The sequence below is a fragment of the Rhizobium sp. PvP014 genome (assembly GCF_017876855.1).
In the GTDB taxonomy this organism is placed as follows: domain Bacteria; phylum Pseudomonadota; class Alphaproteobacteria; order Rhizobiales; family Rhizobiaceae; genus Neorhizobium; species Neorhizobium soli.
The window spans coordinates 1,506,758-1,531,427 of sequence record NZ_JAGIOT010000002.1; the positions used below are offsets into that span (position 1 = coordinate 1,506,758).

Genomic DNA, 24,670 nt, shown 5'->3' on the forward strand with positions numbered 1-24,670 from the left:
GCAAAATTGCGCAGGAGACGGTACGGGTATGGCATCGAGAAGCATTTTCGCCAACCTGGTTCGCGGCGACGACGGGGCATGGTCGACCGCGTACGGGCCTTTCATTCTCAGATCCGCGCTTCAGCCCATTTTCAGAACGTCGAAACCCGGCAATCGGCTGACCATCGAAGCCTTTGTCGGGCTCGTGCGCGCCTATCGTGGCGAAGAGCCCGTTCCCCCGCACGAATTCTTCAGCCTCGTTGATCCCGCCGAAGTTGCCGATATCGACAGCATGGTCCGGACGATCCATATTCTCAACACCGGCCGGCTCGACAGACGCCAGGCGAAGATCTTCGTCAAGTTCCAGCCGGGTCTGGTGCGCACGCCCGAAGACATGCGCCACGAAGTCGAACGCATCAAACTTGCGAGCCACGAAGCCGGACTTGCCGTCAACCGGATCGTCTGCGAAATCCGTCAGACCGCCGAGACCAACGCCGCCGTCATCGCCGACTTCACCAGCCACATGCGCGCCATCGGCTTCCAGGTGGCGATCGATGATTACGGTGCGGGCGAGTCCGATCTGGCGCTTCTCAAGCGGGTGAAGCCTGACTACGTCAAATTCGAACCCGGCTGGGTCCGCGACTTTCTCGACAATCCGGCAGGAGCAGCACTCCTGCGCGTCGTCCTGCAGCAGATGCTGGATGACGGGATCGAGCCGATCATCGAAGGACTGGAGGAAATGTGGCAGGTGGAGGTGTGCGAGGAATTCGGCGCGTCTCTCGTGCAGGGATATGCACTCGCACGGCCTGAACTCGCCCCGACCACGTTCGACAGGACATTCCCGGAACACGGCCCGCCGCGGATCGGCGGCGATCTCGATATGAGCCCCTCGCCTGCATCCGCCATTCGCGTCTCTGCCGCCGCCCCGTTTCCGTCGGCCACCCCTCTCAAGCGGATGAAAACCTTCGGCCGCAGACATCAAGGCAGCTAGCCGTCCGCACCTTCACCGGTTCGCAGTGGAACTTCCCGCAGAGAGTGTAGACGTTGTGAAACGGCTACAAACATGACGCGAACAGGCATAGAGCCGATCGGGCGAAGCATCGCCAGCGATCCGTTGCCCATCCAACGTCCTTCGGACCATGCGCAAAGCCCTCATTTGCAGCGCTTTTGGCCAAATGAGGCAGGCTGGAACGGGCCTGCCTTTCAAAAAACTTTTTCTTGCCAATTTTTGATAAACACAGCACTCTGTCCATGTTCGGGCAATTTACGAGCATGGGAAGACCTATAATGACGCGCTCCGAAGGCGCCAAGACTTCGGGCGGGAACTGGGGGCTTGGTTTTATACCTTATCTGCCAGTCGCCGCGGTAAACACAGGGACCCTTTCTTAAAGCTGCCTGCCGCCGCCCGTAAGGGCACACTCTGATGCTGTCCGCCGCTGAACACGGACAGAAGGAAAAGGACCTGCTGCATGGCCGAGACTGGCACTGTGAAATTCTTCAATACGGACAAGGGATTCGGCTTTATCAAACCAGACAACGGTGGCGCCGATATCTTCGTTCATATCTCCGCCGTACAGGCTTCCGGCCTGTCCGGGCTGACTGAAAACCAGAAAGTAAGCTTCGACACGGAACCGGATCGTCGCGGAAAAGGCCCCAAGGCCGTCAATCTGCAGATCTCCGGTTGAGCTTCAAAAGCTCGCTCATTCCAGTTGGAGCCCGGCAGTGATGCCGGGTTTTTTTATGCCCGTGATACCGGTTGCCGGTTACAGGCCCTTCAGGAATGGATTGCTGCGGCGCTCGTCGCCGATCCGGCTTCCCGGTCCATGACCGCAGAGAAAACCTACCTCGTCTCCCAGCGGCAGAACCTTGGTGCGGATCGAGTCCATCAGGGTCGCGTGATCGCCTCCGGGTAGATCAGTCCGTCCGACCGACCCGGCAAACAGGACGTCACCAAGATGTGCGAAGGCGTTATCTCTGTTGTAGAAGATGACGTGACCGGGCGAATGTCCCGGACAATGAAAAACCTCGAACACATGCTCGCCGAACGAGACTGTTTCGCCTTCGTCAAGAAACCGATCAGGCACGACGTTGCGGACGTCGTCGTCGACACCGAACATCTGAGCCTGCTTTTCAAGGTTTTCAAGAAGGGGAAGATCGTCGCGGTGGGGTCCGACGACAGGAATGCCCAGCACCTCACGAAGTTCGTCGGCACCTCCGGCATGATCGATATGCCCGTGGGTCAGCCAGATCTCGGAAAGGGTAATGCCACTTTTGCGCACGAGGTCCAGAATAACCCCGATGTCACCGCCTGGGTCGACAATGACGCCTGTCTTTGTATCGTCGTCAAAGAAGACGGTACAGTTTTGTTGAAATGGCGTCACCGGAATGACGCTTGCCTGCAATCGACCCATAATGCCTGTCCTGCCCTGAACGTTGTCGTTCTTCATAGCCGGAAGGCGTGCCGATGACAGCCTCAAAATCAGTTGATAGCGGCGGCCAGATACGTGCCTTCGGCAGCAACCGGCGGAGCCAGCGAAACAGTCGCCAGCAGAAATGCCGAGACGACGACTTTCAGCGCAATCACCGTGATGAAGACCGGGCGCAGCGGATGAGCTTCGGCCTTGGTCTGGTTCAGCTCGATCGGCGGCATTGCGGAATAAGTGTGCGCGTTCATTGAATAATCTCCAGTCGTTCGCTGGGAATAATGGCGCTTGGGGATAAAGGTTCCGCCGGACAAGTCGTGCGCGCAAAAGAAAGTGCGTGTTCTCCCTGAAAGCAACACAACCGGTCGAATTTTGACCGCCAGAGCGATTTATCACGGGCGACAGCGCAAAAGGATTACGTTAAACAGCTTCACACGATGAAGACGTAGCGAGCGAAAGGAAACGGCGTGCCGCCTGCAGCGACGGGAAAAGCCGTCAAGAAAGTCCCGCCACAGATGCCCGTGGTCGACGAGGGCCAGATCGATTTCGAAGCGATCGAGCTGTTCTTCTTTGCCTATCGCGACTTCGTGTCCGATCCGGACGCTATCCTGGCGAAGATCGGCATGGGCCGTGCCCACCATCGGGTTGTCTATTTCGTCTGCCGCCAGCCGGGGATGATGGTGACGGATCTTCTCGATCTGTTGCAGATTACCAAGCAGAGCCTCGCCCGCGTCCTGAAGCAGTTGATCGAGACTGGCTATATCCGGCAGATGGCCGGGGCCAAGGATCGCAGACAGCGCCGCCTCTATCCGACCCTTGCCGGCCGCGAACTGGCGCTGGCCCTGTGCGAGCCGCAATCCAAGCGTATCGCACGCGCCATGGAAGACTTCACCCCCGGGATGCGGGAAAGCGTAACCCTTTTCCTTCAACGGATGCGTGGACGTGACCCGAACCTCGTGATTTCTGATATCGACATCAGTCAGGATATCTGACCGGGACAGACAGATGACCAATACACCGCTTTTGGACGACGCCCCTCACCTTCTCGTTGTCGACGACGACACCCGCATCCGCGATCTCCTCAACCGCTATCTGGTGGAGCAGGGTTTCCGCATCACGGTCGCGGGAGATGCCGCCGAAGCGCGGCGCAAGTTGGAAGGACTGCATTTCGACCTCATCATTCTCGACGTGATGATGCCGGGCGAAACAGGCCTGTCGCTCACCCAGTCGCTTTATGAAAAGAAGACCACCCCGGTCATCCTCCTGACGGCACGGGTCGAGGCAGAATCGCGCATCGCCGGTCTCGAGGCAGGTGCCGACGATTACCTGTCCAAACCCTTCGATCCGCGCGAACTGGTCCTGCGCATCAACAACATCCTGCGCCGCAGCAGCTCGGCCGATGCACCCAAGATCGAGCAGATCATGTTTGGTCCGTTCACCTTCTCGATCCCGCGCAAGGAACTGCGCAAGGCGGCCGAGACGATCCGCCTGACCGACCGCGAACAGGAAATCATGATGCTGTTTGCCTTGCGCGCCGGCGAAACGATCCCCCGCCACGAACTGATCGGGGACGATACGGATGTCGGCGAGCGCACAATCGACGTGCAGATCAACCGGCTGCGTCGTAAGATCGAAGAAGACCCCGCCAACCCGGTCTATCTCCAGACCGTGCGTGGCATCGGGTACAGGCTGAGTATCGACTGATGCACAAGAGACCGACGACAGGACGATAACGGGCGGCGAATGGCAATTTTCAACACGCTGAAGCGAGAGACCAGCCGGTTTACCCTCCCCGGTTGGCGTCCGTTCACGCGCTGGCTGCGTCGCTGGCTGCCGACGGGCCTCTACACCCGTTCGCTGCTGATCGTCATTCTCCCAATGCTCCTGCTCCAGACAGTCGTCGCCGCGGTGTTCATGGAACGCCACTGGCGCATGGTGACAGAGCGCCTGTCTGAAGGCACCGTTCGCGACATCGCCGCCATTATCGAGATCATCCGCAGTTATCCGCAGGACAGCAACTACAACGAAGTCAGCCGCATCGCCGACAGCTCTCTCGGCCTGACGATTGCAATCGAGGAGAACGGCCAGCTGCCGCCGCCCCGCCAGCGCCCCTTCTTCGCGATCCTCGACAACATTCTTGCCGAACAGTTGAGCAGTCAGATCCGCATGCCGTTCTGGATCGATACGGTAGGCGACAGTCGGCTCGTCGAGATCCGCGTAAAAATGGACGAACGGGTGCTGCGGGTGTTTGCCAGACGCGGCTCTACCTACGCGTCCAACACCCACATCTTCCTGATCTGGATGATCGGCACCGCCTTCGTGCTGGTGGTGATTTCGATCCTGTTCCTGCGCGGCCAGATCCGCCCGATCCTGAGACTTGCCCAGGCGGCGGAAAGTTTCGGCAAGGGACAAAAGACCGAAGGCTTTTCGCCGCGCGGCGCAGACGAGGTAAGGCGCGCAGGCCTTGCCTTCATCCAGATGCGCGAACGGCTCGAACGGCAGATGGAGCAGCGCACCGCGATGCTGGCCGGCATCAGCCACGACCTTCGCACCATCCTCACCCGCTTCAAACTGCAGCTGGCGCTTGCCGGCAACAAGCCGGAACTCGCCGGCATGGAACAGGATGTCGAAGACATGCAGTCCATGCTGGAAGGCTACCTGGCGTTTGCCAAGGGCGAGGCCGAGGAGGATTTCGGTACGCTGTATCTGAGCGAGCTTCTCGAGAAATTCCGCGCGAGCTTCAGCCTGCACGGGCAGATCCTCACCTACCACATCGAGGGCGACGACGAGATCGCCGTCAGGCCGAACGCCTTCAACCGCCTGCTCGGAAACCTCGTCTCAAACAGCCAGCGCTACGCAGACAACCTGCATATCGATGCGCGCCACAGCGCCAAGTGGCTGACATTGACCCTCGATGACGACGGCCCGGGCGTTCCTGCGCAATCCCGCGAGGATGTGTTCAAGCCATTCCACAGGCTCGACGAGGCCCGCAATCTCGATGCGTCCGGAACCGGCCTCGGCCTCGCGATCGCCCGCGACATCGCCCGCTCGCATGGCGGCAATGTCACGCTGGACGACAGTCCGAGCGGTGGCTTGAGAGCTATCGTTCGCGTTCCCGCCTGACCGAAGGCCGGCAGTCAAAGAGCTCACGTGAGAGTTAGGGAGACTGTTGGCGAAACGGCTAAGGTGTCCGGTGAGGACGCCCTCGCGCCTGATCACATCATCTTCTTGCCGTTTGGAACGCCCTGCTCGACGGCAGCCAGAACGATCGCGCCGTTCTCGTCTTCAAAGCCAAGCGTCAGCACTTCGGAACGGACCGGCCCGATCTGGCGCGGCGGAAAATTGACGACGCCCAGCACCTGGCGTCCGAGCAGCGTTTCAGGCGTATAGTGGACGGTAATCTGCGCCGACGATTTCTTGACGCCGATGTCAGGCCCGAAGTCGATCTTCAGCTTGAAGGCCGGCTTGCGGGCTTCCCGAAACGGCTCGACCTCGACGATCGTGCCAACCCGGATATCGACCTTCTCGAAGTCGGCGAAGGTTATCTCGTCAGACATGAACTCAGCGTCCCAGTTCTTCTGCGCGGCTGCGCGCCGCTTCGATTGCCTTGTCGAACAGCGGCTGCATGCCATCGCCGGCCATCAGCACGGAGAGGGCCGCAGCCGTCGTGCCGCCCGGCGAGGTCACGTTCTGGCGAAGCCGCGAGGCATCCTCGGTCGACTGGTGCAGAAGTTCTCCGGCACCCGATACGGTTTCGCGCGCAAGACGCATGGCAAGATCAGCGGGAAGACCGGCCTTGCGCCCGGCCTCCGCCATGCATTCGACCAGATAGAAGACATAGGCCGGGCCACTACCGGAAACGGCGGTGACGGCATCGATATCCGCCTCGCTCGAAACCCACTCGACCGGGCCGCTGACTTTGAGCAGCGCATGCACGGCGTCGCGCTGGGAGGTGGAAACCTTGTCATTGGCATAGGCGCCGGTCACGCCGCGGCCGATCATGGCCGGCGTATTCGGCATGGCGCGCACCATCGCAGCCTCGCCGAGATGGCTCTGCATCGAGGAGAGCGTCTTGCCGGCCGCGACCGACACGACGACCGTCGCATCGCCGACCAGAGGCTTCAATGGCGGCAGGACGGCATCCATCAGCTGCGGCTTGACCGCAAGGAACAGAATGTCTGCCGACATGCCTTCAGGAATTGCAGTCACATGTGTCGCGCCGGCATCTGACATCATGGCCCGCATCGCATCTGAAGGCGATGGATCGACGACCGTGACGGATGCGCCGGGAACGCCGTTCTTCAACCAGCCGGAAAGCATGGCGCCGCCCATATTGCCGGCACCGACGAGAACGATCGAACCCAGCTGCAACGCCATCAAGCCTCGCCGACCGTCTCGAACAGAACGCAATCCATGGCAGCCTTCGCTTCCATGCCGGACCAGACGACGAACTGGAACGCCTGATAATAGGCCTCGCAGGCATCAAGCGCGCTGGAAAACAGAACCTCGACCTGCTGGTTCGTGGGCTCGGCACCGCCGGCCAGCAGAAGCGACTGGCGGAAAATCACCACGTCCTCCTGACGCCACAGGTCGAAATGCCCCATCAGCGTCTGGCCGTTCACGTAGGACAGAAGCCGGATGACCTCGTTCACACGAATATCGGGGATCTTCAGATCGAAGGCACAGGCGAGATGCAGCGCTTCGAACTCCTCCATCCAGGAGAAGGACACGTGGTAGTCCGTCCACCGACCCTCCACGGTCATGGCGATCTCGTCTTCGCCGGACCGTTCGAATGTCCAATCGTTGGAAGCTGCGACGAACTCGATCATGTCCACCGGGTTCGACTGTCGCTCAACGTTCAATTCCATGAGGCTCATGCGGCACCTTTTTGACCGGAATGAATGCGAATTCGAGCGGAACGCGCCAACACTTAACCGGAACTACATTTCGATGATCGCTCGTCGCCGCCAGAATAACTGAGTTACCCTGTCTGGAGCTTACCTTCAGCCTCGTCGGTAACCTATCGGTCACCACCGGAAGCTCACCGGCTCGTTTCGAATCATCGTGTAAAATCAGTGTAGCTAGACGGAGTCCGGCTGCCATCCCCTGAATGCCGATTTCCGTGGATTGAACCCCGAAAACGGTTCGCGCATGAGATCAGAACGGATGGTTAAATGACTCTGGACGCTGGCTTTTTTAAGAGTGTCCACAGGGCTTAATTTTTGTAAATTCATGGGGATTTGGCGAGGCAAAACAGACGCCTGACTGTGCCGATTAGACGCGATGACGCTCAATCGCGAATAGGCTGGGAAAGATCGCCGCGCAGGCTTTTGGCGCTGGACTTTGACGGCGATCTCAAACGGAGATTGCGAATCCCCTGAGGGGCCACAGTTTATGGCCGGATCTGAAGTGGCCTACTGACCTGACTGGCCCTGGTCGTGGCTCTGGCTCTGGCCGAATTTTGCCTCAAGCGCATCGAGACGGGCCTTTAGCGCAACATTCTCGTCGCGAGCGCGGGCAGCCATCTCGCGAACGGCTTCGAATTCTTCCCGCTTGACCAGATCCATGTTGTTAAGGAACCGTTCCGCCTGGGCATGGAAAGCCGTCTCTACTTCCTTGCGCACACCCTGTGCAGCGCCGGCAGCGTCCGTCATCAGCCGTGCGAAATCGTCGAATATGCGGTTCGTTCCGGTCGACATGAGGTTCCGTCTCCTTGCCATCGGCAGCGATATCGGCCCGATATCGGCCTGTGTTTGTCCTATGGGATCTGAAGTAGGGCTTGGGTCGCCGCGTTGCAAGCGTCATCCACTGTTGCGCGCGTCTCAGATTGAGATTCATCTTGACCGGCGATGTCCCCAAGTCCATCTTTTCACACGACTGTGAGTAAGCGAGACACCTGTAATTTGTACGAAGCGCTTCATTTTTTTGCTCTCATGCCATTTCCCGAGATAAATCCGGTCGCGTTCTCCTTGGGGCCGCTTGCGGTACACTGGTATGGCCTCGCCTATGTTGCCGGTATCATGCTGGGCTGGCTTTACGCCCGCAAGCTGACCGCAAACGCGTCACTGTGGCCCAACGGTCAGGCCCCGATGACCGCGGTCCATCTCGACGACTTCCTCGTCTGGATCGCGGCAGGCGTCGTCCTTGGCGGCCGCATCGGCTACATCCTGTTTTACGATCTCGGCCCGATCCTGGAAAACCCGATCCGCGCGATCGAGATCTGGAACGGCGGCATGTCCTTCCATGGCGGCTTCCTTGGCGCGACAATTGCGATGATCGTGTTTGCCCGCCGTCATGCCATTCCGGTCTGGAGCATGTTCGACATCGTCGCCGCCGTCGTGCCGTTCGGCCTGCTGTTCGGCCGCATCGCCAATTTCGTCAACGGCGAACTCTGGGGACGGTTGAGCGATGCACCATGGGCTGTCGTCTTCCCGACCGGTGGCCCGTTCGCCCGCCATCCGAGCCAACTCTATGAAGCAGGCCTGGAAGGCATCATCCTGCTTCTGGTGCTGGCACTCCTGATCTATCGTTTCAAGGCCCTTCGTGTACCCGGCACCATCTGCGGCGCGTTCGTCCTCGGCTACGGGCTCTGCCGAATTTTTGTCGAGTTCTTCCGCGAACCGGATGTGCAGCTCGGCTATTTGCTCGGCACCAATTGGCTAACGATGGGCATGGTGCTATCACTACCGATGGTTGCTGTTGGCATCTGGGCGATCACGCGGGCTCGCGTCGCCTCCGCGGCGAAAGTGTGAGGCACCCGTGAACAGCCCAGAAGTAACCACGCCCCTTGCCGAAAAGATCAAGACGCTGATCCGCGCCAGCGGACCGATCAGCGTCACCGACTATTTCGCGCTCTGCCTTGCCGATCCGGAATTCGGCTACTACCGCACCCGCGAACCTTTCGGCCGGCATGGCGATTTCGTCACCGCGCCGGAGATCAGCCAGCTGTTCGGCGAAATGGTCGGCATTTTCATGGTCCACGCCTGGCAGCGCCAGGGTAGCCCGGGCGATGTGCGCCTGGTCGAGATCGGTCCCGGCCGCGGCACGATGATGTCCGACATGCTGCGCGTCATCCAGCGCATCGCACCATCCCTGATGGACGGCCTGCGTGTCCATCTGGTCGAAACCAGCGAACGCCTTCGCGGCGTTCAGCGCGTCACGCTCGAGGCCTATTCGACCAAGATTTCGTGGCACGATAGTTTCGAAGACGTGCCGGAAGGGTTCACCCTGATCGCCGCCAACGAACTGTTCGACGCGATCCCGATCCGCCAGTTCGTTCGGACACCGACCGGTTTTCGGGAAAGGCTGGTGGGCCTCGGCCCGGAGGACGAGCTGTCCTACGTCGCCGGCATCGCCACGCTCGATCCGGTCCTCCTGCCGGCCCCCGTCGCTTCCATCCCGGAAGGCACGATCTTCGAATTCGCCCCTGCCCGCCAGGCCGTCATGCAGACGCTCTGCGAAAGGCTAAGGCATTTCGGCGGCAGTGCGCTCGTCATCGACTACGGCCATATGGTCACCAGTTTCGGCGATACGCTGCAGGCCGTAAAGAACCACGACTATGACCCGCCGCTTGCCAGCCCCGGCGAGGCGGATCTCACCAGCCACGTCGATTTCGAAGATCTCGCCAAGGTCGCCCTGGCGTCCGGCATCCACCTGAACGGCGGCCTCCATCAGGGCGAATTCCTCTATGGCCTCGGCCTTGCCGAACGGGCCTCGGCCTTGGCGCGCGACAAGGAACCGTCCGAACAGCGGTTGATAGCAGCTGCCGTCGATCGTCTTGCCGGCGAAGGTGCGGGCAAGATGGGCGAGCTTTTCAAGGTCATCGCCGTCTCGGGCTCCGCGGTCAATCTGATGCCCTTCCGTCCGGTCGACTGAAAGAGCACGTCCGGGCGGATTGACACACGCTATCGGCTTGCGCCAATCTCGCGCCCAATCGAAGCAGCGAGTGCCGCCGACGGTGCATCACGCAAAAACCAACAAAATCAGCAGGGTGGATAAACCGATGCCGGAGAACGCCTCGCCGACGCCGATCGAAAGCGCAGTCTTGAACGCAGCAGCCGGCGCCAAAATCCGCCACGGCTTCTTCACGCGAAAGGGCGGCGTTTCGGACGGAATCTACGCCGGCCTCAATGTCGGTGTCGGGTCGAAAGACGATCAGACGCTCGTTCTGGAAAACCGCCGGCGGGTCGCGGCCTGGTTCGATCTGCCGCTCGAAAAGCTCGCAACCGTCCATCAGGTCCATTCGCCCGATGTGGTCGTGGTCGATGCCGCCTATTCAGGCGAGCGCCCGCAGGTCGATGCGATGGTCGCGGCCACGCCCGGCGTCGTGATCGGCGTCCTGTCTGCCGATTGCGGCCCCATCCTGTTTGCCGATGGCGACAATGGCGTGATCGGCGCGGCCCACGCCGGCTGGAAGGGCGCGCTGACAGGCGTGCTCGAAAACACGATCGACGCGATGGTGTCGCTCGGTGCTGAAAGGGAAAAGATCGTGGCCGTTCTCGGACCCTCGATCGGCCCTGACAGCTACGAGGTCGGCCCGGAATTCGTGGAACGCTTCCTCGGAGTGAACCCCGAATACGCAGCCTTCTTCACGCCGTCTCCAAAGCCGCAGCATTCGATGTTCGATCTGCCCGCTCTCACCATGTCGCGACTGAAGGCGGCAGGCGTCGCCGCTGAGAACCTCGGCCTCGACACCTACCCGGATCGGGAACGCTTCTTTTCCTATCGCCGCACGACGCATGACCAAGAGCCGGATTACGGCCGCCAGATTTCAGCCATCGCGCTTCAGCAATAAAAGTTCGGGAGGACTACCATGGCTCTGCACTTCGACAGATCGGAATATGCCGATCGCCTCGCCCGCCTGACGACGAAGATGGCCGAGGAAAAGCTCGATGCCATCCTGCTGTTTGCGCAGGAAAGCATGTACTGGCTGACCGGCTACGACACGTTCGGCTACTGCTTCTTCCAGACGCTGGTCGTGAAGGCGGATGGCTCGATGACGCTGCTCACGCGCTCTGCCGACCTTCGCCAGGCCCGCCAGACCTCGATCATCGAAAACATCGTCGTCTGGGTCGACCGGGTGAATGCCGATCCGACGCTGGATCTCAAGAACCTCTTGAGCGAACTCGATCTGCTCGGCGCAAAGATCGGCGTCGAATACGACACGCATGGCATGACCGGCCGCATCGCGCGCCTGCTCGACAACCAGCTCACCAATTTCGGCCAGCTCAGTGACGCATCCTATCTGGTCAGCCGGCTGCGCCTCGTCAAAAGCGCGGCCGAGATCGCCCATGTGCAACGCGCCGCCGAACTGGCGGACGATGCGCTCGACGCCGCTCTGCCGCTGATCAAGTCCGGCGGCGACGAGGCCGATATCCTCGCGGCGATGCAGGGCGCGGTGTTTTCCGGCGGCGGCGATTATCCCGCCAACGAATTCATCATCGGTTCCGGCGAGGATGCGCTTCTGTGCCGTTACAAAGCCGGTCGCCGCAAGCTCGATGCCACCGACCAGCTGACGCTCGAATGGGCCGGCACGGCCGCCCACTATCACGTCGCGATGATGCGCACCGCGCTCGTCGGTGATCCATCGCCGCGCCACAAGGAACTCTACAAGGCCTGCCTTGAGACGATCCGGGCGATCGAGGAGGTTCTGTCTCCAGGTCATACATTCGGGGACGTATTCGACACCCATGCCAGGATCCTCGACGAACGCGGCCTCTCCCGTCACCGTCTGAATGCCTGCGGCTATTCGCTGGGCGCCCGCTTCTCGCCGTCCTGGATGGAGCACCAGATGTTCCACTTCGGCAACCCGCAGGAGATCCTGCCCGGCATGACACTGTTCGTGCACATGATCATCATGGACAGCGACAGCGGCGCGGCCATGACGCTCGGCCAGACCTATCTGACGACGGAAGGCGCTCCCCAGCCGCTTTCACGTCATGCTCTCGACCTTATCCAGGGCTGAGAAGCCCGCGATCATTGACAGGCCGGAAAATCCGACCTTAGCTTGTCGGGGGATGGGAACCGGCAAAGGGGCGAACGCATGCGGCTTATCGGAAAACTGCTTTCCGCCTGCATCGTTGCGCTGTCCGTCTCCGGCTGCAACACCAGCGAGGCCCTGACGCCGCGCGCCGAGATCGGCGGCGGCAGTCGCGCATCGACACCGGTCACCCAGGCCGATACGGAACGCATGGCACGATCCCCAAGGCCCGAGACCTACCAGAACCAGACCTACAGAAACGACACCTACCAGCCGCGCCCGCAAAATACGCTCGAGGCGCAGGCCCAGGCGATGCAGTCTGGCAACCAGACCTCGCCCGCCTCTTCAGGCCCGCCACCCGAGTGGCAGGGCCAAAGCCAGGCTGAAGCCCAGTCTACCGCTGCAGCGCCCCAGCAGGAGGCTTCCCTGCCCGCCGCCGCCGGCAACACCATCCGCTTCCTGCCGATCATCGGTGCCCCTGTCCAGGCCGTAACGCCGCTGTCGCGACGGCTTGGCGCCGAGGCGCGCGCCGCCGGGCTGACGATCCGTCCCTCCAGCGATACGGGTACCGAGCAGATCCTCAAGGGCTATTTCTCGGCCTTCAGCGATGGCGAAAAGATCACCATCGTCTACGTCTGGGATGTTCTCGACAATACCGGCTCCAGACTTCACCGCATGCAGGGCCAGGAAAATGTGCCCGGCAGCGGCCAGGATCCATGGGCCTCAGTGCCGTCCTCGACGATGGAACTCATCGCCGCAAAGACGATCCAGGACTATATGAGCTGGCGGCAATCGCATGGCGGTTAGGTAACCATGATGTGACACGGTCACTGTTTCTTCGCAAAAAACGGTGGCCTGAGGGAAAACGCTATTGCATTCGAAGGTGGCGCCGGTAAAAGGCCGCCATCCAGCTTCAATACAGGCGGACCGCAATGAAGGTTTTCGCAGGCAATTCGAACCGGCATCTGGCCGACGCGATCTGCAGCTATCTTAATGTACCATTGGGAAAAGCCTCGGTAAGGCGATTTGCAGACCAGGAAATCTTCGTTGAAATACAGGAGAATGTCCGTGGGGAAGACGTGTTCGTCATCCAGTCCACGTCGTTTCCGACCAACGATCACCTGATGGAACTGCTGATCATGATCGATGCGTTCCGGCGGTCTTCCGCCAAGCGCATCACGGCTGTGCTTCCCTATTTCGGCTATGCCCGTCAGGACCGCAAGGCCGGGCCGCGCACGCCGATCTCGGCCAAGCTCGTCGCCAACCTCATCACCGAGGCCGGCGCCAACCGTGTCATGACGCTCGATCTGCACGCAGACCAGATCCAGGGCTTCTTCGATATCCCGACCGACAACCTCTACGCCGTGCCGATTCTGGCGCGCGACGTGAAGGAACACTACGACCTCAACAACGTCATGGTGGTCTCGCCAGATGTCGGCGGTGTGGTTCGCGCCCGAGCGCTTGCCAAGCGCCTCGGCTGCCAGCTCGCCATCGTCGACAAGCGGCGTGAACGCGCAGGCGAGTCGGAAGTCATGAACGTCATCGGTGACGTGACCGGCAAGGACTGTCTCCTGATCGACGATATCGTCGATTCCGGCGGCACACTCTGCAACGCGGCCGAAGCGCTCTTGAAGAATGGCGCCACCAGCGTGACCGCCTACATCACCCACGGCGTGCTGTCGGGCGGTGCCGTTGCCCGCATCGCGGCGTCCAAGCTCAAGGAACTGGTGATCACGGATTCGATCCAGCCGACGACATCCGTTCAGTCGGCGCACAATATCCGCGTCATCACCACGGCAAACCTTCTCGGCGAGGCGATCAACCGTACCGCCATGGAAGAGTCCGTCTCGAGCCTTTTCGACTAGGATTGACGCATGACCGTGGGACGGGCTTTGCAGCAAAAACGCTGCGGCCCCTGTCCCACGGCTATGTAAGTCTGATAGAGGTCTGCCATCCATCTGCAGAGGGAGGACCTATCGCGATGTCGATCCTACGAAACAAGCCGAAATGGCTTGCACTTTTCATCCTGGCTCCAATGCTTTCCGCCTGCGTCGACGCAGGTCCAGGCCCCGGCTATCCGCCGGAACGTCCCGCCCCCGGCTGGAGCCGGCCCGATCGCCCCGATCCCCGTCCAGATTGGGATCGCCCATCCAGACCCGATCGCCCGGATCGTCCATCAAGGCCTGACCGCCCGGATTGGGATCGCCCCTCGAGGCCGGATCGTCCCGGCAGACCTGACCGTCCTGAAAATGGCGGCGGCATGTGCACCCGCGAATATCGCCCGGTCTGCGGCCAGCGTGGCGGTCGGCTCCAGACATTCCCGAATGCCTGCGAAGCCCGCAATGCCGGCTTCGGCGCGGTCTCTCCGGGCGAATGCCGCCGCTGATCGCGACGTGAGTTGAACGCCAAGAATATAAACGCCGGGATTTTCATCCCGGCGTTTTGCATTCGAGGCGTCTGTTGACTATGTAGGCGCGGTACCCAAGGAGTTCCGCATGGCCGCCCGCGACCGCTATTCCCGAAAACTCGAATGCTCGCAGTGCGGACACGCCGGTTATGCCGAAGTCTCCGAGTCCGACGACAAGCGCGCCAGCAATCGCGATTTTCGTATCGACGAACTCCCGAAAGGTTTTCAGACCGAGTTCGCCTCGAAAGATCCGCGCAAATACATGCTGCGTTGTAGCGACTGCGGCCACAAATTCCGGTTCGAGCAGAAAACGGCCTACGCCCCCGGCGGCGAACCCCGACGCTAGGTCAAACGTTTCTACGATCTTCAGGCAGCGTTCTGGTTGGCCGAGCCCATCTCTGACCCAGCCTGCGGGTTCGGCTGATCTTCCATCGGCATCGGCCGACCGAGAAGATAGCCCTGCACTTCGTGGCATCCTTCCCGCCGCAGAATGTCGAGCTGGTTCACCGTCTCGACACCCTCCGCGAGAACCGGGATCTGCAGGCCCTGCCCCAAAGCCAGAATTGCTCGCACCATGGCCGTTGCCTGCTCGCTGCGGTCCACTTCGGTCAGGAAGCTCCGGTCGAGCTTGATCTTGTCGAACGGGAAGGAGCGCAGCGTCTCCAGCGACGAATAGCCGGTCCCGAAATCGTCGATCGCAATCGATACGCCCAGCGCCTTGATGGAGCGAAGCGCATTCATCGCCCGCTGCTTGTCGCTGATGATCGAGCTTTCGGTGATTTCAAGCTCGAGACGGCTTGGTTTCAGACCGGTTTCCAGAAGCACGGTATGGACCAGCGCCGGCATGTCGGCATGGGCGATCTGCACCGGCGACAGATTGACCGCAACCTTGTAGTCATTCGGCCAGTTCGCCGCCTCCCGGCATGCTTCGCGCAGAACCCACGCTCCAATCGGCAAGATGGCGCCGCATTCCTCGGCAACCCCGATGAAATCTGCCGGCGAGACATTGCCCCGCTCCGGATGGCTCCAGCGCAGCAGGACCTCGTAACCGGTGATCTCATCGGTCGCGACCGATTTTTGCACCTGGTAGTGCAGCCTGAGCTGATCCTGCTCGATCGCCGTCCAAAGATCCTCCGCCATCTTGGTTCGGTCGCGGGCGGCCTCGTCCATCTCGATGTCGTAGAAGCAGATGTCGCGCGAGAGCGATCCCTTGGCGCGGTACATGGCCAGGTCCGCGTTCGCGATCAGCGCATCGGGGGATGCACCGTCATGCGGGTAGAGCGCAACACCCATGCTTGCGCCGGGACTGAGACGATGCACCTCGATCTGGATCGGCTGCCCGAACGCATCCGACAATCGGTCCAGGAACTCGGACACTTCGGCCAAATCCCCGTAGCGCTTCACGGCCACGAATTCGTCGCCGCCGAACCGGGCAAACATCTCGTGCGGCCGCACGATCGAATTCATCCGCTCGGCAATTTCCTTGAGCACGGCATCGCCGGCCGCGTGCCCGAACTGATCGTTGATCTGCTTGAACTTGTTGAGATCGATGCCGACGACCGCAACATGCCCGCCCTCGCTCTCCGCGTTACGCACCTCGGCTTCGAGATATTCCATCAGGGCCGGACGGTTCGGAAGCTGCGTCAGGCTGTCATGCTTCGCCATGAAGGCGATCTTTTCCTCCGACCGTATCCGCTCGCTGATATCCTCGAATGTCGAAACCCAGCCGCCCTGATCGAGATAGCTGAAATCGATCCGGATCGTCCGATCGTCGCTCAGTCGGTGTAGAAGGGCTTCCTGCCTGGAATTGATGGCTGCGATGTTGCGCTGGTAATGCTGTTCTGCCCGTGCTTCCGCCTCCGCCGCGTCGGCAAACGAGGTCCTGTAGCCAAGAGCCACGATCTCGCGGTATGTCATACCCGGCTTCAGAGCGCCTTCCTCAAACCGAAAAATCTGGCCGTAGCGCCGGTTCGTCAGCACCAACCGCTGCTCGCGATCGAACAGGCAGATCCCCTGCGCCATGTTCTCAAGCGCCAGATCCAGGTTCTGCGTCACGGAGGCGATCCGGTCGGTGTCCTGTCTCTGACGGGTGATGTCGCGCGTGATCTTGGCGTAGCCGGCAAGCACGCCATCGTCGTCGAGGACGGGCTGGATCACCACATGTGCCCAGAACCAGCTCCCATCCTTGCGGTAGCGCCGGCCTTCCGCCTCGAACAGACCGGTTGTGCGCGCTGTTGCGAGCGCCTGTTCCGGCAGACCCCGGGCTTGTTCTTCATCCGAATAGAAACGTGCAAAATGCTGGCCAATGATCTCGTCGGCCCTGTACCCCTTGGCACGCTCTGCCCCTGCATTCCAGCTGGAGACGGCGCCCTCGGGTGAAAGCATGTAGATCGCGTAGTCGGTCACTCCGCGCACGAGCATCTGGAAATTGGCTTCGCTGGCCTTCGAGGACCGCGCCGCACGCCCGGTGATGGTGGCAACGGCCAGGCCCGACCCGATCAGCGACAGCGAGACGGCAATGATCGTTGCCAGCAACAGCGGCTTCGACAGCATCCCGTCTTCAGGCAGGATCCCGAAACCCGGGACAAGCGTTGCCGCGCCCATCGCGATGAAATGCATAAAGACGATGCCGAGCGACAGGAGACCTGCAGCAATAATGTTGTTTGCAAGGCCTCCCTTCAGGATCATGAGAAACGCCGTCGTCGACATGACGATCGCGGTGACGATGGCAGCGATGACCAGTGGCTGCGACCAGACGATCAGGCCGCCGAACTCGATCGCCGCCATGCCGGTAAAATGCATGCAGGAAACGCCGGTACCGAATACCAGGCCGGCGGCCACAGCGCCGGATTTGCCGGTAAACAGCACGGCAAGCAGTCCCGCCGCAAATGTCGCGAGAAATGCAATACCAAGCGACAGCAGCGTCAGTGACAGATTGAATGTGAAGAGCTGGCCCGGATCGTAGGCGAGCATGGCCACGAAATGTGTTGCCCAGATCCCGAAGCCCCCTGCTCCGCCGGAGACGATCACCCAGCCGTAGCGGCTGCGGTCGTTTGCCTGTCGTGCCCGGGCGGCAAAAACCACGGTCCCCGCATTCGCAATGAAGCAGAGCGCCCCCGCCACGACGACGAGGAAGAGATTGTGCTCATAGGCCAGACAGGACAGAACGGCGTACATGTTAGATCTTGGTCTCCGGAGTTAACACCGTCTTGACCCTCACAATTTAACAAATTCGGTCGCCCGGACCTCGCATTTATCGAATCTCGCTAATTTCGAATGAACGTCATTAATGGATGGCAAAACGGCACATACCGGAAGTTTCATATTGGGCACGCGGGTATCTGGCGGTAGGTAACGACGACGACCGGTTTGCAGAGCCAACCACGCCGCAGATCCCTTGCGTCTCCTGCCCTGATGGACTATAGGGACCCCGTCCGCGTAGACACCCTTGGAGGCAACGCGGATGGAGAGCGTCGGACGATGCCCTCCGGTTTGACGCGGCACTGTCCGCGAAGAACTCTCCAAACAACCTCGAAAGGAATTGCCATGAGCAAGGAAACTTACGTGCTCAAGGCCGAGGCGCGCGAACGGGTCGGTAAGGGGTCCTCCCGTGAACTTCGCCGCAACGGTTTTATCCCTGCAGTCATCTATGGTGACAAGCAGGCTCCTCTGTCGATCGTGCTCAACACGAACGAAGTCACGAAGCGCATTCACGCTGGCGGTTTCATGACCACCATCGCGACGATCGAATTCGACGGCAAGAAGATCCAGGTCCTCCCGAAGGACTACCAGCTGGATCCGGTCCGCGACTTCACCATGCATGTCGACTTCCTGCGCGTTTCGGCCAAGACTGAAGTCAACGTCGAAGTACCGGTACACTTCGAAAACGAAGACAAGTCGGCCATCAAGCAGGGCGCCGTTCTGAACATCGTCCGTCACACGGTCGAGTTCCATTGCCCGGCAGACCAGATCCCGGAATTCATCACGGTTGATCTGACCGACGCCAAGATCGGCGACAGCCTCCACATCTCGGCCGTTAAGCTGCCGAAGGGCGTGACACCTGTCATCACCGACCGCGACTTCACCATCGCGACGATCGTTGCACCTGCTGCAGGCGTCGAAGAAGAAGAAGCGACTGAGACTGCGGCTCCTGAAGCCGAATAAGACATTTTCGTCTTGTCTTTCTGAGAGCCCGCCTTCCACAGAAGGCGGGCTTTTACGTTTTCCGGTCAGGATTACGTAACCCTCTTTAAGATCCGCTTCGCTTTACTCTTCCCGGCTTCAGTAAAGCTTAATCAATGGCTGGAATTATCCGGCCGATTACTGTGTTGGGGAACACGCAGTCGGCGGCTAACACCGACTACAAGCAGGCGGGGAATACGGGTGGCTCATTCCGTTGAGAGTCGGTTCATAGCCATTATTTCGGGCGCGCTTCTGGCCGTCGTCGTGCCGTTGTTCACGCTGCTTTTGGCGTTGTCATCGCAGCAGGCGGTTCGGGCGCTCGAAGAGCATGTCGACATCGTTCTGGCGACGAACTCGCAGGCGCTTGCCAAGCCCCTCTGGGATCTCGATACCGAAAGCGTTCACCAGATCGCCGTCGCCATGGTGAAAGATCCGACCATCTACGCGGTTCGTGTCACCGACACGACGGGCAAACTGAATATATCGGAAGTCACGCCGCAAGAGATATCCCTGAGCGACCTGACGATCCGCTCACAGCCCATCACCTACATGTCGAACTACGGCGCTCGCGTTGTCGGTAAGGTCAGCGTCAGCATCCCGACAATCGGCTGGTTCTCGAAGCTTCACGAATTCGAGTTCGCCTTCATCTCGATCTTCATCATCGCAATCCTGACCGTGTTCGGCGCCGCCATTCTCGGCAACCGCGTGATGGTGATCAAACCTCTTCTGCGTTTGACCGCCGCAATCGAAGCGACCCGTCGCCTCGGTTCTCGTCACCATGTCGACTGGCGCTCCACCGATGAAATGGGACGCCTGGCCAAGAGCTTCAACGAGATGCAGACCCTTCTCGAACACGAGGAGCGCGAGCTGAAGCTGGCACATCGCAAGACGACGCAGACCTACAATCTCACGCCGGCCATGCTGTTTTCGCTCGACGCCGACGACAGGATCGCCGCCGTCAGCGACTACTGGCTCGTTGCGACCGGGTACAGCCGATCTGACATATTGAACCTGCCCTTCTGCGAACTGGTGATGCCGGAAGACCGCAGCCTCTACCACAACAGGAAATCGCAGGTGCGATCACGCGGACCGGCGTTCGAAGTCACCGTGCGCTTCATCTGTCAGTCCGGCAAGACGATGAACGTCCTTATCGCCGAGACCGAACTCGGTTCCGCGGGCGACGGCGAGACCGGCTCGCTGAGCGTGATGACCGACGTCACCGAACTCAAGCAGTCAGAAATCCGCAACTATCAGCAGGCCATTTCCGACCACCTGACCGGTCTTCTCAACCGTCAGGGGTTCGAGGCGGCGCTTGAGCAGAAAATCATCGAGGCGGATCGCAACGGAACCGACATCGCCTGTCTGTTCGTTGATCTCGATCGGTTCAAATCGATCAACGACAATCTCGGTCATGCGGCCGGCGATCTCGTGCTTGGCCAGTTCGTCGAGCGGATGCTGCCGCTTTTGGGCGACCACGACGCGGCATCGCGCCTGGGCGGCGACGAGTTTGCCATTCTTCTGTGTGGCGAGGGGTCGGAACGGCGCGGCACCGAGCTGTGCCAGAGAATCGTCGAGTTCTTTGACGTTCCATTCCGCATCGAGACCAACAGTGTGCGCCTTAGCGCCAGTATCGGCCTTGCCTTCTACCCTGCCCATGCCGCAAGCGGCGCCGAGCTTCTACAGAAGTCGGATCTGGCCATGTATGCCCGCAAGCGCGACGGCAAGAACGGTGCGCAGGTCTATAATTCGGCCATCCTCGACAAGACGCGGGAACGTGCCGAAATCGAAACCGACATCGAAGCAGCGCTTGCCGCCAACTGGTTCGAAGCGCATCTCCAGCCGATCGTGGATATCAGGACCGGCGCCTGCAACGGCTTTGAAGCGCTCATGCGCATGCGCCATCCGCGCAAGGGGCTTGTTCCTCCGGGCGCAATCGTCAGCGTCGCCGAGGAAACCGGCACGATCGGCCAGATCGGCAATCTCATCCTTGAGGACGCCGTCGCCAATCTTGCCCGCATCTCCCGGATACCGGGCATGTTTGACACCTATGTCGCCGTCAACGTATCGCCGCTGCAATTCGATGCGAGCCTTCCCGTCAAGCTGTCAACCTTGCTCGGCCGCTACGCAATCCGCCCGTCCCGACTGGTCATCGAGATCACGGAGGCCGTGCTGATGCATGACAATCCGGAAATCCGCAGGCTGCTCGACGAGATCCGCAACATCGGTTGCCGCATCGCGCTTGACGACTTCGGAACCGGCTATTCCTCGCTCAGCTATCTCAGCCGTTTCCCGGTCGATATCGTCAAGATCGACCAATCCTTTATCCGGTCTCTCAACAATGGCGATGATGATATCGATCGTCGAAACAAGATGCTGATCGAAGGCATTGCCGCGATCTCGCACAAGATGAACTGCCATGTCGTCGCCGAAGGCGTCGAAACCGAATATCAGCGTTCGACACTCATCGACATGGGCATCGAATACGCTCAGGGTTACTACTTCGCACGACCGCAAGCGATCGGCGATGTCCTTACGATGTTGAACGCCGACCGAAGCGGCGACCGAATTGATTCTATTGCAAGCTGAAATTCCGGCCCTCGATGTGGAGCAGCAGATGTCCTCGATCAGGTGTGGCATGACAAGCGCAGCACTCGTCGTGCTTGCTCTCGCTGCAACAATCGGACCGTGGTCTTGCCTGCAGGCGCACGCCGCAGACAGGCTCCAGCTCAAGACAGAGCCCTATGCACCCTTCAGCTACCGTGATCAGAACGGGCGCTATGGCGGCGCGGGCATAGACCAGATCGATGTCATCATGCGGCAAGCGCAAATACCCTATGACGTTGAAATGATCCCTTGGGCCCGCGCCATCGCGCTCGCCGAGACCGAGCCGATGACCTGCGCCTTCTCGGCAGCGCAGACAGCGGACCGCAAGCCGCGGTTCAAATGGGTCATGACGATCTCCGTGAACCATACGATCCTGGTCAAGCGGGCGGGCTCGTCGATCCACGCCACGACGCTCGATGAGGCGAAGAGCTTTCTGATCGGAACCCATCGGCTCGATTTCACCGAAGACCTTCTGAAATCGATGGGATTTGCGAACCTCGATCTCAGCGCCGATTTCGACACGTCGCTGCGCAAGCTCGTCCGGGGCCGGATCGACATGATGCCCATGTCGGAAGGCGTCTATCAGAGGCTGAAGAACAATGGCACCGACGTCGAGAGGGTGGTTCCCCTCTCCGAGGAGAAGCTCGGCATTGCCTGTCAGAAAACAGTCCCGGACGCCTTGATCGCTAAAATGCAGGCCGCACTCGACAGCATGATCCTTGATGGCCGCCAGGACACGATCTACCGGCGCTACGGCCTCAAGGCCGAACACTGAGCAAGCGATCAGCGGTGCCAATCAGTCGGCAGGGACGAAACCGGGTTGACTTCCGTTCCGTTTCGGGGTGGTGAGACCACATCCTGTACGAAAATTCGGACGCACTTCATGTTGATCATTGCGGGTCTCGGCAATCCCGGCAGCAAGTACTCCGGCAATCGCCACAATATCGGCTTCATGGCGCTCGACGCCATCCAGCGGCGGCCGGGCTTTTCGCCATGGGCAAAGAAGTTCAAGGCCCTCATTTCCGAAGGCGAGCTCGCCGGCGACAAGGTTCTGCTGATCAAGCCGCAGACCTACATGAACCTGTCGGGCGAAGCGGTCGGCGAGGCCATGCGCTTCTACAAGCTCGGGCCTGAAAATATCATCGCGATCTACGATGAGCTGGATCTTGCGCCCGGCAAGGCGCGCATCAAGACGGCTGGCGGCCATGGCGGCCACAACGGCATCAAGTCGCTCGATGCCCATTGCGGCAAGGACTACCGCCGCCTGCGGCTCGGCATCGGCCATCCCGGGGCCAAGGAATTCGTCAACAACCACGTGCTCGGCGATTTCGACAAGCTGGATCAGGTCTGGTTGCCGCAGCTTCTCGATGCGCTTGCCGACAATGCCGAAATGCTGGTGAAGGGCGAGGATTCGCAGCTGATGAACAAGCTCGCCCTTGCCGTCGGCAGCCAGCCGGACGAGGACGAAAAGCCGAAGCCCACCCCGAAGGCACCGAAACCTGCAGGCAAGAGCCATATCCACCAGGCGCGCGGCGGCATGAAACCGAACATCCCGGCCACCGGCCCGATGGCCGACATGCTGAAGAAACTGTTCGGCGACAAGGACAAGTAAGATGACACCAGCTATGACCGCTCTCACGACCGAACTCGTCACGCTGCGCGATTACTGGCGCTATGCAATCTCGCGCTTCAACGCCGCCAATCTTTCCTTTGGCCACGGCACCACGACTGCCGGCGACGACGCGGCCTTTCTGCTGCTCGATACGCTCGACCTGCCGATCGACGCACTCGATCCCTTCCTCGACGCGCGCCTCCTGCCGGCCGAGCGCCGACTTCTGGCAGAGCGTATCGAGGCCCGCGTCACGACCCGTAAACCGTCGTCCTATCTCACCGGCCGCGCCTATATCCAGGGCGTCCGGTTTCTGGTTGACGAGCGGGTCATCGTGCCACGCTCGCATATCGGCGAGATCCTGTTTCGCGAATATCTCGGTCCGAACGGATCGTCCTTCCTGCCCGACCAGATGATGGTCGAGACTGCTGTGGACATCTGCACGGGCTCCGGCTGCCTCGCGGTGCTGGCCGCCAAATTCTTCCCCAACGCCGCCGTCGATGCGGTCGATCTGTCGGCCGACGCGCTGGAAGTGGCAAAGCTGAACCTTAGGGAACACGAGGTCGAACAGCAGGTGAGCCTGCATCAGGGCGATCTCTTCCAGCCGCTCGCAGGCCGGAAATACGACCTGATCATCACCAACCCGCCCTATGTCGATCACGACGCGATGGATGGTTTCCCGGCGGAATTCCGTGCCGAGCCTTCGATGGCGTTCGATGGCGGTGTTGATGGTCTCGATCTGGTGCGGACATTGCTGGCAGACGCCGCAAACCACCTCAATCCCGAAGGCGGCATGATCTGCGAGATCGGCTCCGGCCGTGAAATCCTCGAGGAGGAATTTCCGGGTCTCGACTTCGTCTGGCTGGAAACCGAGGAATCGCAGGACGCGGTGTTCTGGATCTCCGCCGAAGCTCTCGGCGTCACCGCGGCGTGAGCGGACGACCGGCTATTCTTCAGGCTCGGTCGTGAACATCAGCGGAAAACCGGCTTCCTTGGCGAGATCGATCGCCTCGGTGGCCTTGGTCTCGGCAATATCCTTGGTGCAGACAACCACGACCGCCACACCCATCTGGTGGGCGGTCATCATCACCCGCCGGCCCGTATCCTCGCTCATCCGGAACACGGCTTTCAGAACCATGGTCACGAATTCGCGCGGCGTATAATCGTCGTTGACGAGCATAACCTTGTAGAGCTTCGGCCGCTCCAGCTTGGGCTTCGTCGTCGTCTTCGGCGTGAGGGTGGTGTCTCCGGCCATCCGCATCTCCTGATGACGTTCGCCATGCTCAAACAGCAATGATTGTATGCTGGCTATATCGCACCGACGGGTCGGAAATTCAAGCAACTGCGGTGATTTGCCCGATTGGGACCGGTGGGTCTGATTTGTGTTTGCATCGCAAGCCGACGTCTCGTTTCCGAATTCTGTTTTGCGTCGTTACCAGCGTCCCCGCCGCCTCCCCCAAGCCGCCAACCCTTGACCGCCCGGCCTG

At 60.5% G+C, this 24,670-nt stretch carries 26 protein-coding genes; 18 read left to right on the forward strand and 8 right to left on the reverse strand.

What is annotated here, in order from left to right; translation table 11 throughout:
- The first annotated feature begins 28 nt into the window (after nt 1-28).
- Both J3A65_RS11870 and J3A65_RS11875 read left to right on the forward strand, forming a co-directional pair.
- On the forward strand, nt 29-970 hold the full coding sequence (locus tag J3A65_RS11870; protein WP_209901351.1) for an EAL domain-containing protein: 942 nt from the start codon (nt 29-31) through the stop codon (nt 968-970).
- 478 nt (nt 971-1,448) lie between these two features.
- Nucleotides 1,449-1,664 carry a cold-shock protein gene (locus tag J3A65_RS11875; RefSeq protein WP_006725577.1) on the forward strand — a complete coding sequence of 72 codons (216 nt, stop codon included), beginning with the start codon at nt 1,449-1,451 and terminating at the stop codon, nt 1,662-1,664.
- A gap of 78 nt (nt 1,665-1,742) precedes the next feature.
- Here the strand turns inward: J3A65_RS11875 and J3A65_RS11880 are convergent, their stop codons facing one another.
- Both J3A65_RS11880 and J3A65_RS11885 read right to left on the reverse strand, forming a co-directional pair.
- Entirely contained in the window at nt 1,743-2,390 is a 648-nt protein-coding gene (locus tag J3A65_RS11880) for an MBL fold metallo-hydrolase (protein WP_209901354.1), read from the reverse strand.
- A 68-nt stretch (nt 2,391-2,458) separates the two neighbouring features.
- The gene (locus tag J3A65_RS11885; RefSeq protein ID WP_062455833.1) at nt 2,459-2,653 is read right to left on the reverse strand and encodes a hypothetical protein; all 195 of its coding nucleotides are present in this window, start codon (nt 2,651-2,653) and stop codon (nt 2,459-2,461) included.
- 264 nt (nt 2,654-2,917) lie between these two features.
- Between J3A65_RS11885 and J3A65_RS11890 the strand changes: the two genes are divergently transcribed.
- Genes J3A65_RS11890 through J3A65_RS11900 form a run of 3 tightly spaced genes read left to right on the forward strand, consistent with a single transcriptional unit; the run spans nt 2,918 to nt 5,525 of the window.
- Nucleotides 2,918-3,394, forward strand: coding sequence for a MarR family transcriptional regulator (locus J3A65_RS11890; RefSeq protein WP_092660392.1), 477 nt, complete (start codon nt 2,918-2,920; stop codon nt 3,392-3,394).
- A gap of 13 nt (nt 3,395-3,407) precedes the next feature.
- Complete coding sequence (locus J3A65_RS11895) at nt 3,408-4,106, forward strand: response regulator (RefSeq protein WP_062455827.1); 699 nt, start codon at nt 3,408-3,410, stop codon at nt 4,104-4,106.
- Between the two features lie 39 nt (nt 4,107-4,145).
- The gene (locus J3A65_RS11900; RefSeq protein ID WP_174196440.1) at nt 4,146-5,525 is read left to right on the forward strand and encodes an ATP-binding protein; all 1,380 of its coding nucleotides are present in this window, start codon (nt 4,146-4,148) and stop codon (nt 5,523-5,525) included.
- 92 nt (nt 5,526-5,617) lie between these two features.
- Here the strand turns inward: J3A65_RS11900 and J3A65_RS11905 are convergent, their stop codons facing one another.
- The 4 genes from J3A65_RS11905 to J3A65_RS11920 all read right to left on the reverse strand — a co-directional run bounded on the left by J3A65_RS11905 (nt 5,618) and on the right by J3A65_RS11920 (nt 8,101).
- Entirely contained in the window at nt 5,618-5,959 is a 342-nt protein-coding gene (locus J3A65_RS11905) for a tRNA-binding protein (protein WP_209901356.1), read from the reverse strand.
- 4 nt (nt 5,960-5,963) lie between these two features.
- Nucleotides 5,964-6,779 (reverse strand): pyrroline-5-carboxylate reductase, encoded by an 816-nt coding sequence (gene proC / locus J3A65_RS11910; RefSeq protein ID WP_209901358.1) that lies wholly within the window; start codon nt 6,777-6,779, stop codon nt 5,964-5,966.
- The gene (locus J3A65_RS11915) at nt 6,779-7,279 is read right to left on the reverse strand and encodes a YbjN domain-containing protein (protein ID WP_062455815.1); all 501 of its coding nucleotides are present in this window, start codon (nt 7,277-7,279) and stop codon (nt 6,779-6,781) included. Before J3A65_RS11915 ends, proC begins: the two co-directional genes overlap by 1 nt.
- Before the next feature lie 537 nt (nt 7,280-7,816).
- Nucleotides 7,817-8,101 (reverse strand): accessory factor UbiK family protein, encoded by a 285-nt coding sequence (locus J3A65_RS11920; protein WP_062455813.1) that lies wholly within the window; start codon nt 8,099-8,101, stop codon nt 7,817-7,819.
- Between the two features lie 234 nt (nt 8,102-8,335).
- On the opposite strand from J3A65_RS11920, the gene lgt reads away from it, so the two are divergent.
- From lgt to J3A65_RS11960, 8 genes are all read left to right on the forward strand, one after another.
- Nucleotides 8,336-9,154: a prolipoprotein diacylglyceryl transferase gene (gene lgt / locus J3A65_RS11925; RefSeq protein WP_062457920.1), complete on the forward strand. Its 819-nt coding sequence runs from the start codon at nt 8,336-8,338 to the stop codon at nt 9,152-9,154.
- A 7-nt stretch (nt 9,155-9,161) separates the two neighbouring features.
- Complete coding sequence (locus J3A65_RS11930; protein WP_209901360.1) at nt 9,162-10,277, forward strand: class I SAM-dependent methyltransferase; 1,116 nt, start codon at nt 9,162-9,164, stop codon at nt 10,275-10,277.
- Nucleotides 10,278-10,404: 127 nt separating this feature from the next.
- Complete coding sequence (pgeF, locus tag J3A65_RS11935; RefSeq protein WP_184653541.1) at nt 10,405-11,196, forward strand: peptidoglycan editing factor PgeF; 792 nt, start codon at nt 10,405-10,407, stop codon at nt 11,194-11,196.
- Nucleotides 11,197-11,214: 18 nt separating this feature from the next.
- Nucleotides 11,215-12,366: a Xaa-Pro peptidase family protein gene (locus J3A65_RS11940; protein WP_209901362.1), complete on the forward strand. Its 1,152-nt coding sequence runs from the start codon at nt 11,215-11,217 to the stop codon at nt 12,364-12,366.
- 78 nt (nt 12,367-12,444) lie between these two features.
- Nucleotides 12,445-13,188, forward strand: coding sequence for a hypothetical protein (locus J3A65_RS11945; RefSeq protein ID WP_192086268.1), 744 nt, complete (start codon nt 12,445-12,447; stop codon nt 13,186-13,188).
- Between the two features lie 125 nt (nt 13,189-13,313).
- The gene (locus J3A65_RS11950) at nt 13,314-14,246 is read left to right on the forward strand and encodes a ribose-phosphate pyrophosphokinase (protein ID WP_209901364.1); all 933 of its coding nucleotides are present in this window, start codon (nt 13,314-13,316) and stop codon (nt 14,244-14,246) included.
- A 116-nt stretch (nt 14,247-14,362) separates the two neighbouring features.
- Nucleotides 14,363-14,767 (forward strand): Kazal-type serine protease inhibitor, encoded by a 405-nt coding sequence (locus J3A65_RS11955; protein ID WP_082472021.1) that lies wholly within the window; start codon nt 14,363-14,365, stop codon nt 14,765-14,767.
- A gap of 109 nt (nt 14,768-14,876) precedes the next feature.
- On the forward strand, nt 14,877-15,134 hold the full coding sequence (locus J3A65_RS11960) for a hypothetical protein (RefSeq protein ID WP_062455795.1): 258 nt from the start codon (nt 14,877-14,879) through the stop codon (nt 15,132-15,134).
- A gap of 20 nt (nt 15,135-15,154) precedes the next feature.
- On the opposite strand, the gene J3A65_RS11965 is transcribed toward J3A65_RS11960, so the two are convergent.
- On the reverse strand, nt 15,155-17,965 hold the full coding sequence (locus tag J3A65_RS11965; RefSeq protein ID WP_209901366.1) for an EAL domain-containing protein: 2,811 nt from the start codon (nt 17,963-17,965) through the stop codon (nt 15,155-15,157).
- 369 nt (nt 17,966-18,334) lie between these two features.
- Between J3A65_RS11965 and J3A65_RS11970 the strand changes: the two genes are divergently transcribed.
- The 5 genes from J3A65_RS11970 to prmB all read left to right on the forward strand — a co-directional run bounded on the left by J3A65_RS11970 (nt 18,335) and on the right by prmB (nt 24,117).
- On the forward strand, nt 18,335-18,952 hold the full coding sequence (locus J3A65_RS11970) for a 50S ribosomal protein L25/general stress protein Ctc (RefSeq protein WP_062455789.1): 618 nt from the start codon (nt 18,335-18,337) through the stop codon (nt 18,950-18,952).
- A 219-nt stretch (nt 18,953-19,171) separates the two neighbouring features.
- The gene (locus J3A65_RS11975) at nt 19,172-21,556 is read left to right on the forward strand and encodes an EAL domain-containing protein (protein WP_184653548.1); all 2,385 of its coding nucleotides are present in this window, start codon (nt 19,172-19,174) and stop codon (nt 21,554-21,556) included.
- A 28-nt stretch (nt 21,557-21,584) separates the two neighbouring features.
- Entirely contained in the window at nt 21,585-22,349 is a 765-nt protein-coding gene (locus tag J3A65_RS11980; RefSeq protein WP_245341525.1) for a transporter substrate-binding domain-containing protein, read from the forward strand.
- A gap of 108 nt (nt 22,350-22,457) precedes the next feature.
- Entirely contained in the window at nt 22,458-23,186 is a 729-nt protein-coding gene (pth, locus tag J3A65_RS11985) for an aminoacyl-tRNA hydrolase (protein WP_209901369.1), read from the forward strand.
- A 1-nt stretch (nt 23,187) separates the two neighbouring features.
- Nucleotides 23,188-24,117, forward strand: a complete 930-nt coding sequence (gene prmB / locus J3A65_RS11990; protein WP_245341526.1) for a 50S ribosomal protein L3 N(5)-glutamine methyltransferase — start codon at nt 23,188-23,190, stop codon at nt 24,115-24,117.
- A gap of 12 nt (nt 24,118-24,129) precedes the next feature.
- Here prmB and clpS read toward each other — a convergent pair whose 3' ends face one another.
- Complete coding sequence (gene clpS, locus J3A65_RS11995; protein WP_062455774.1) at nt 24,130-24,438, reverse strand: ATP-dependent Clp protease adapter ClpS; 309 nt, start codon at nt 24,436-24,438, stop codon at nt 24,130-24,132.
- Between the last annotated feature and the right edge of the window lie 232 nt (nt 24,439-24,670).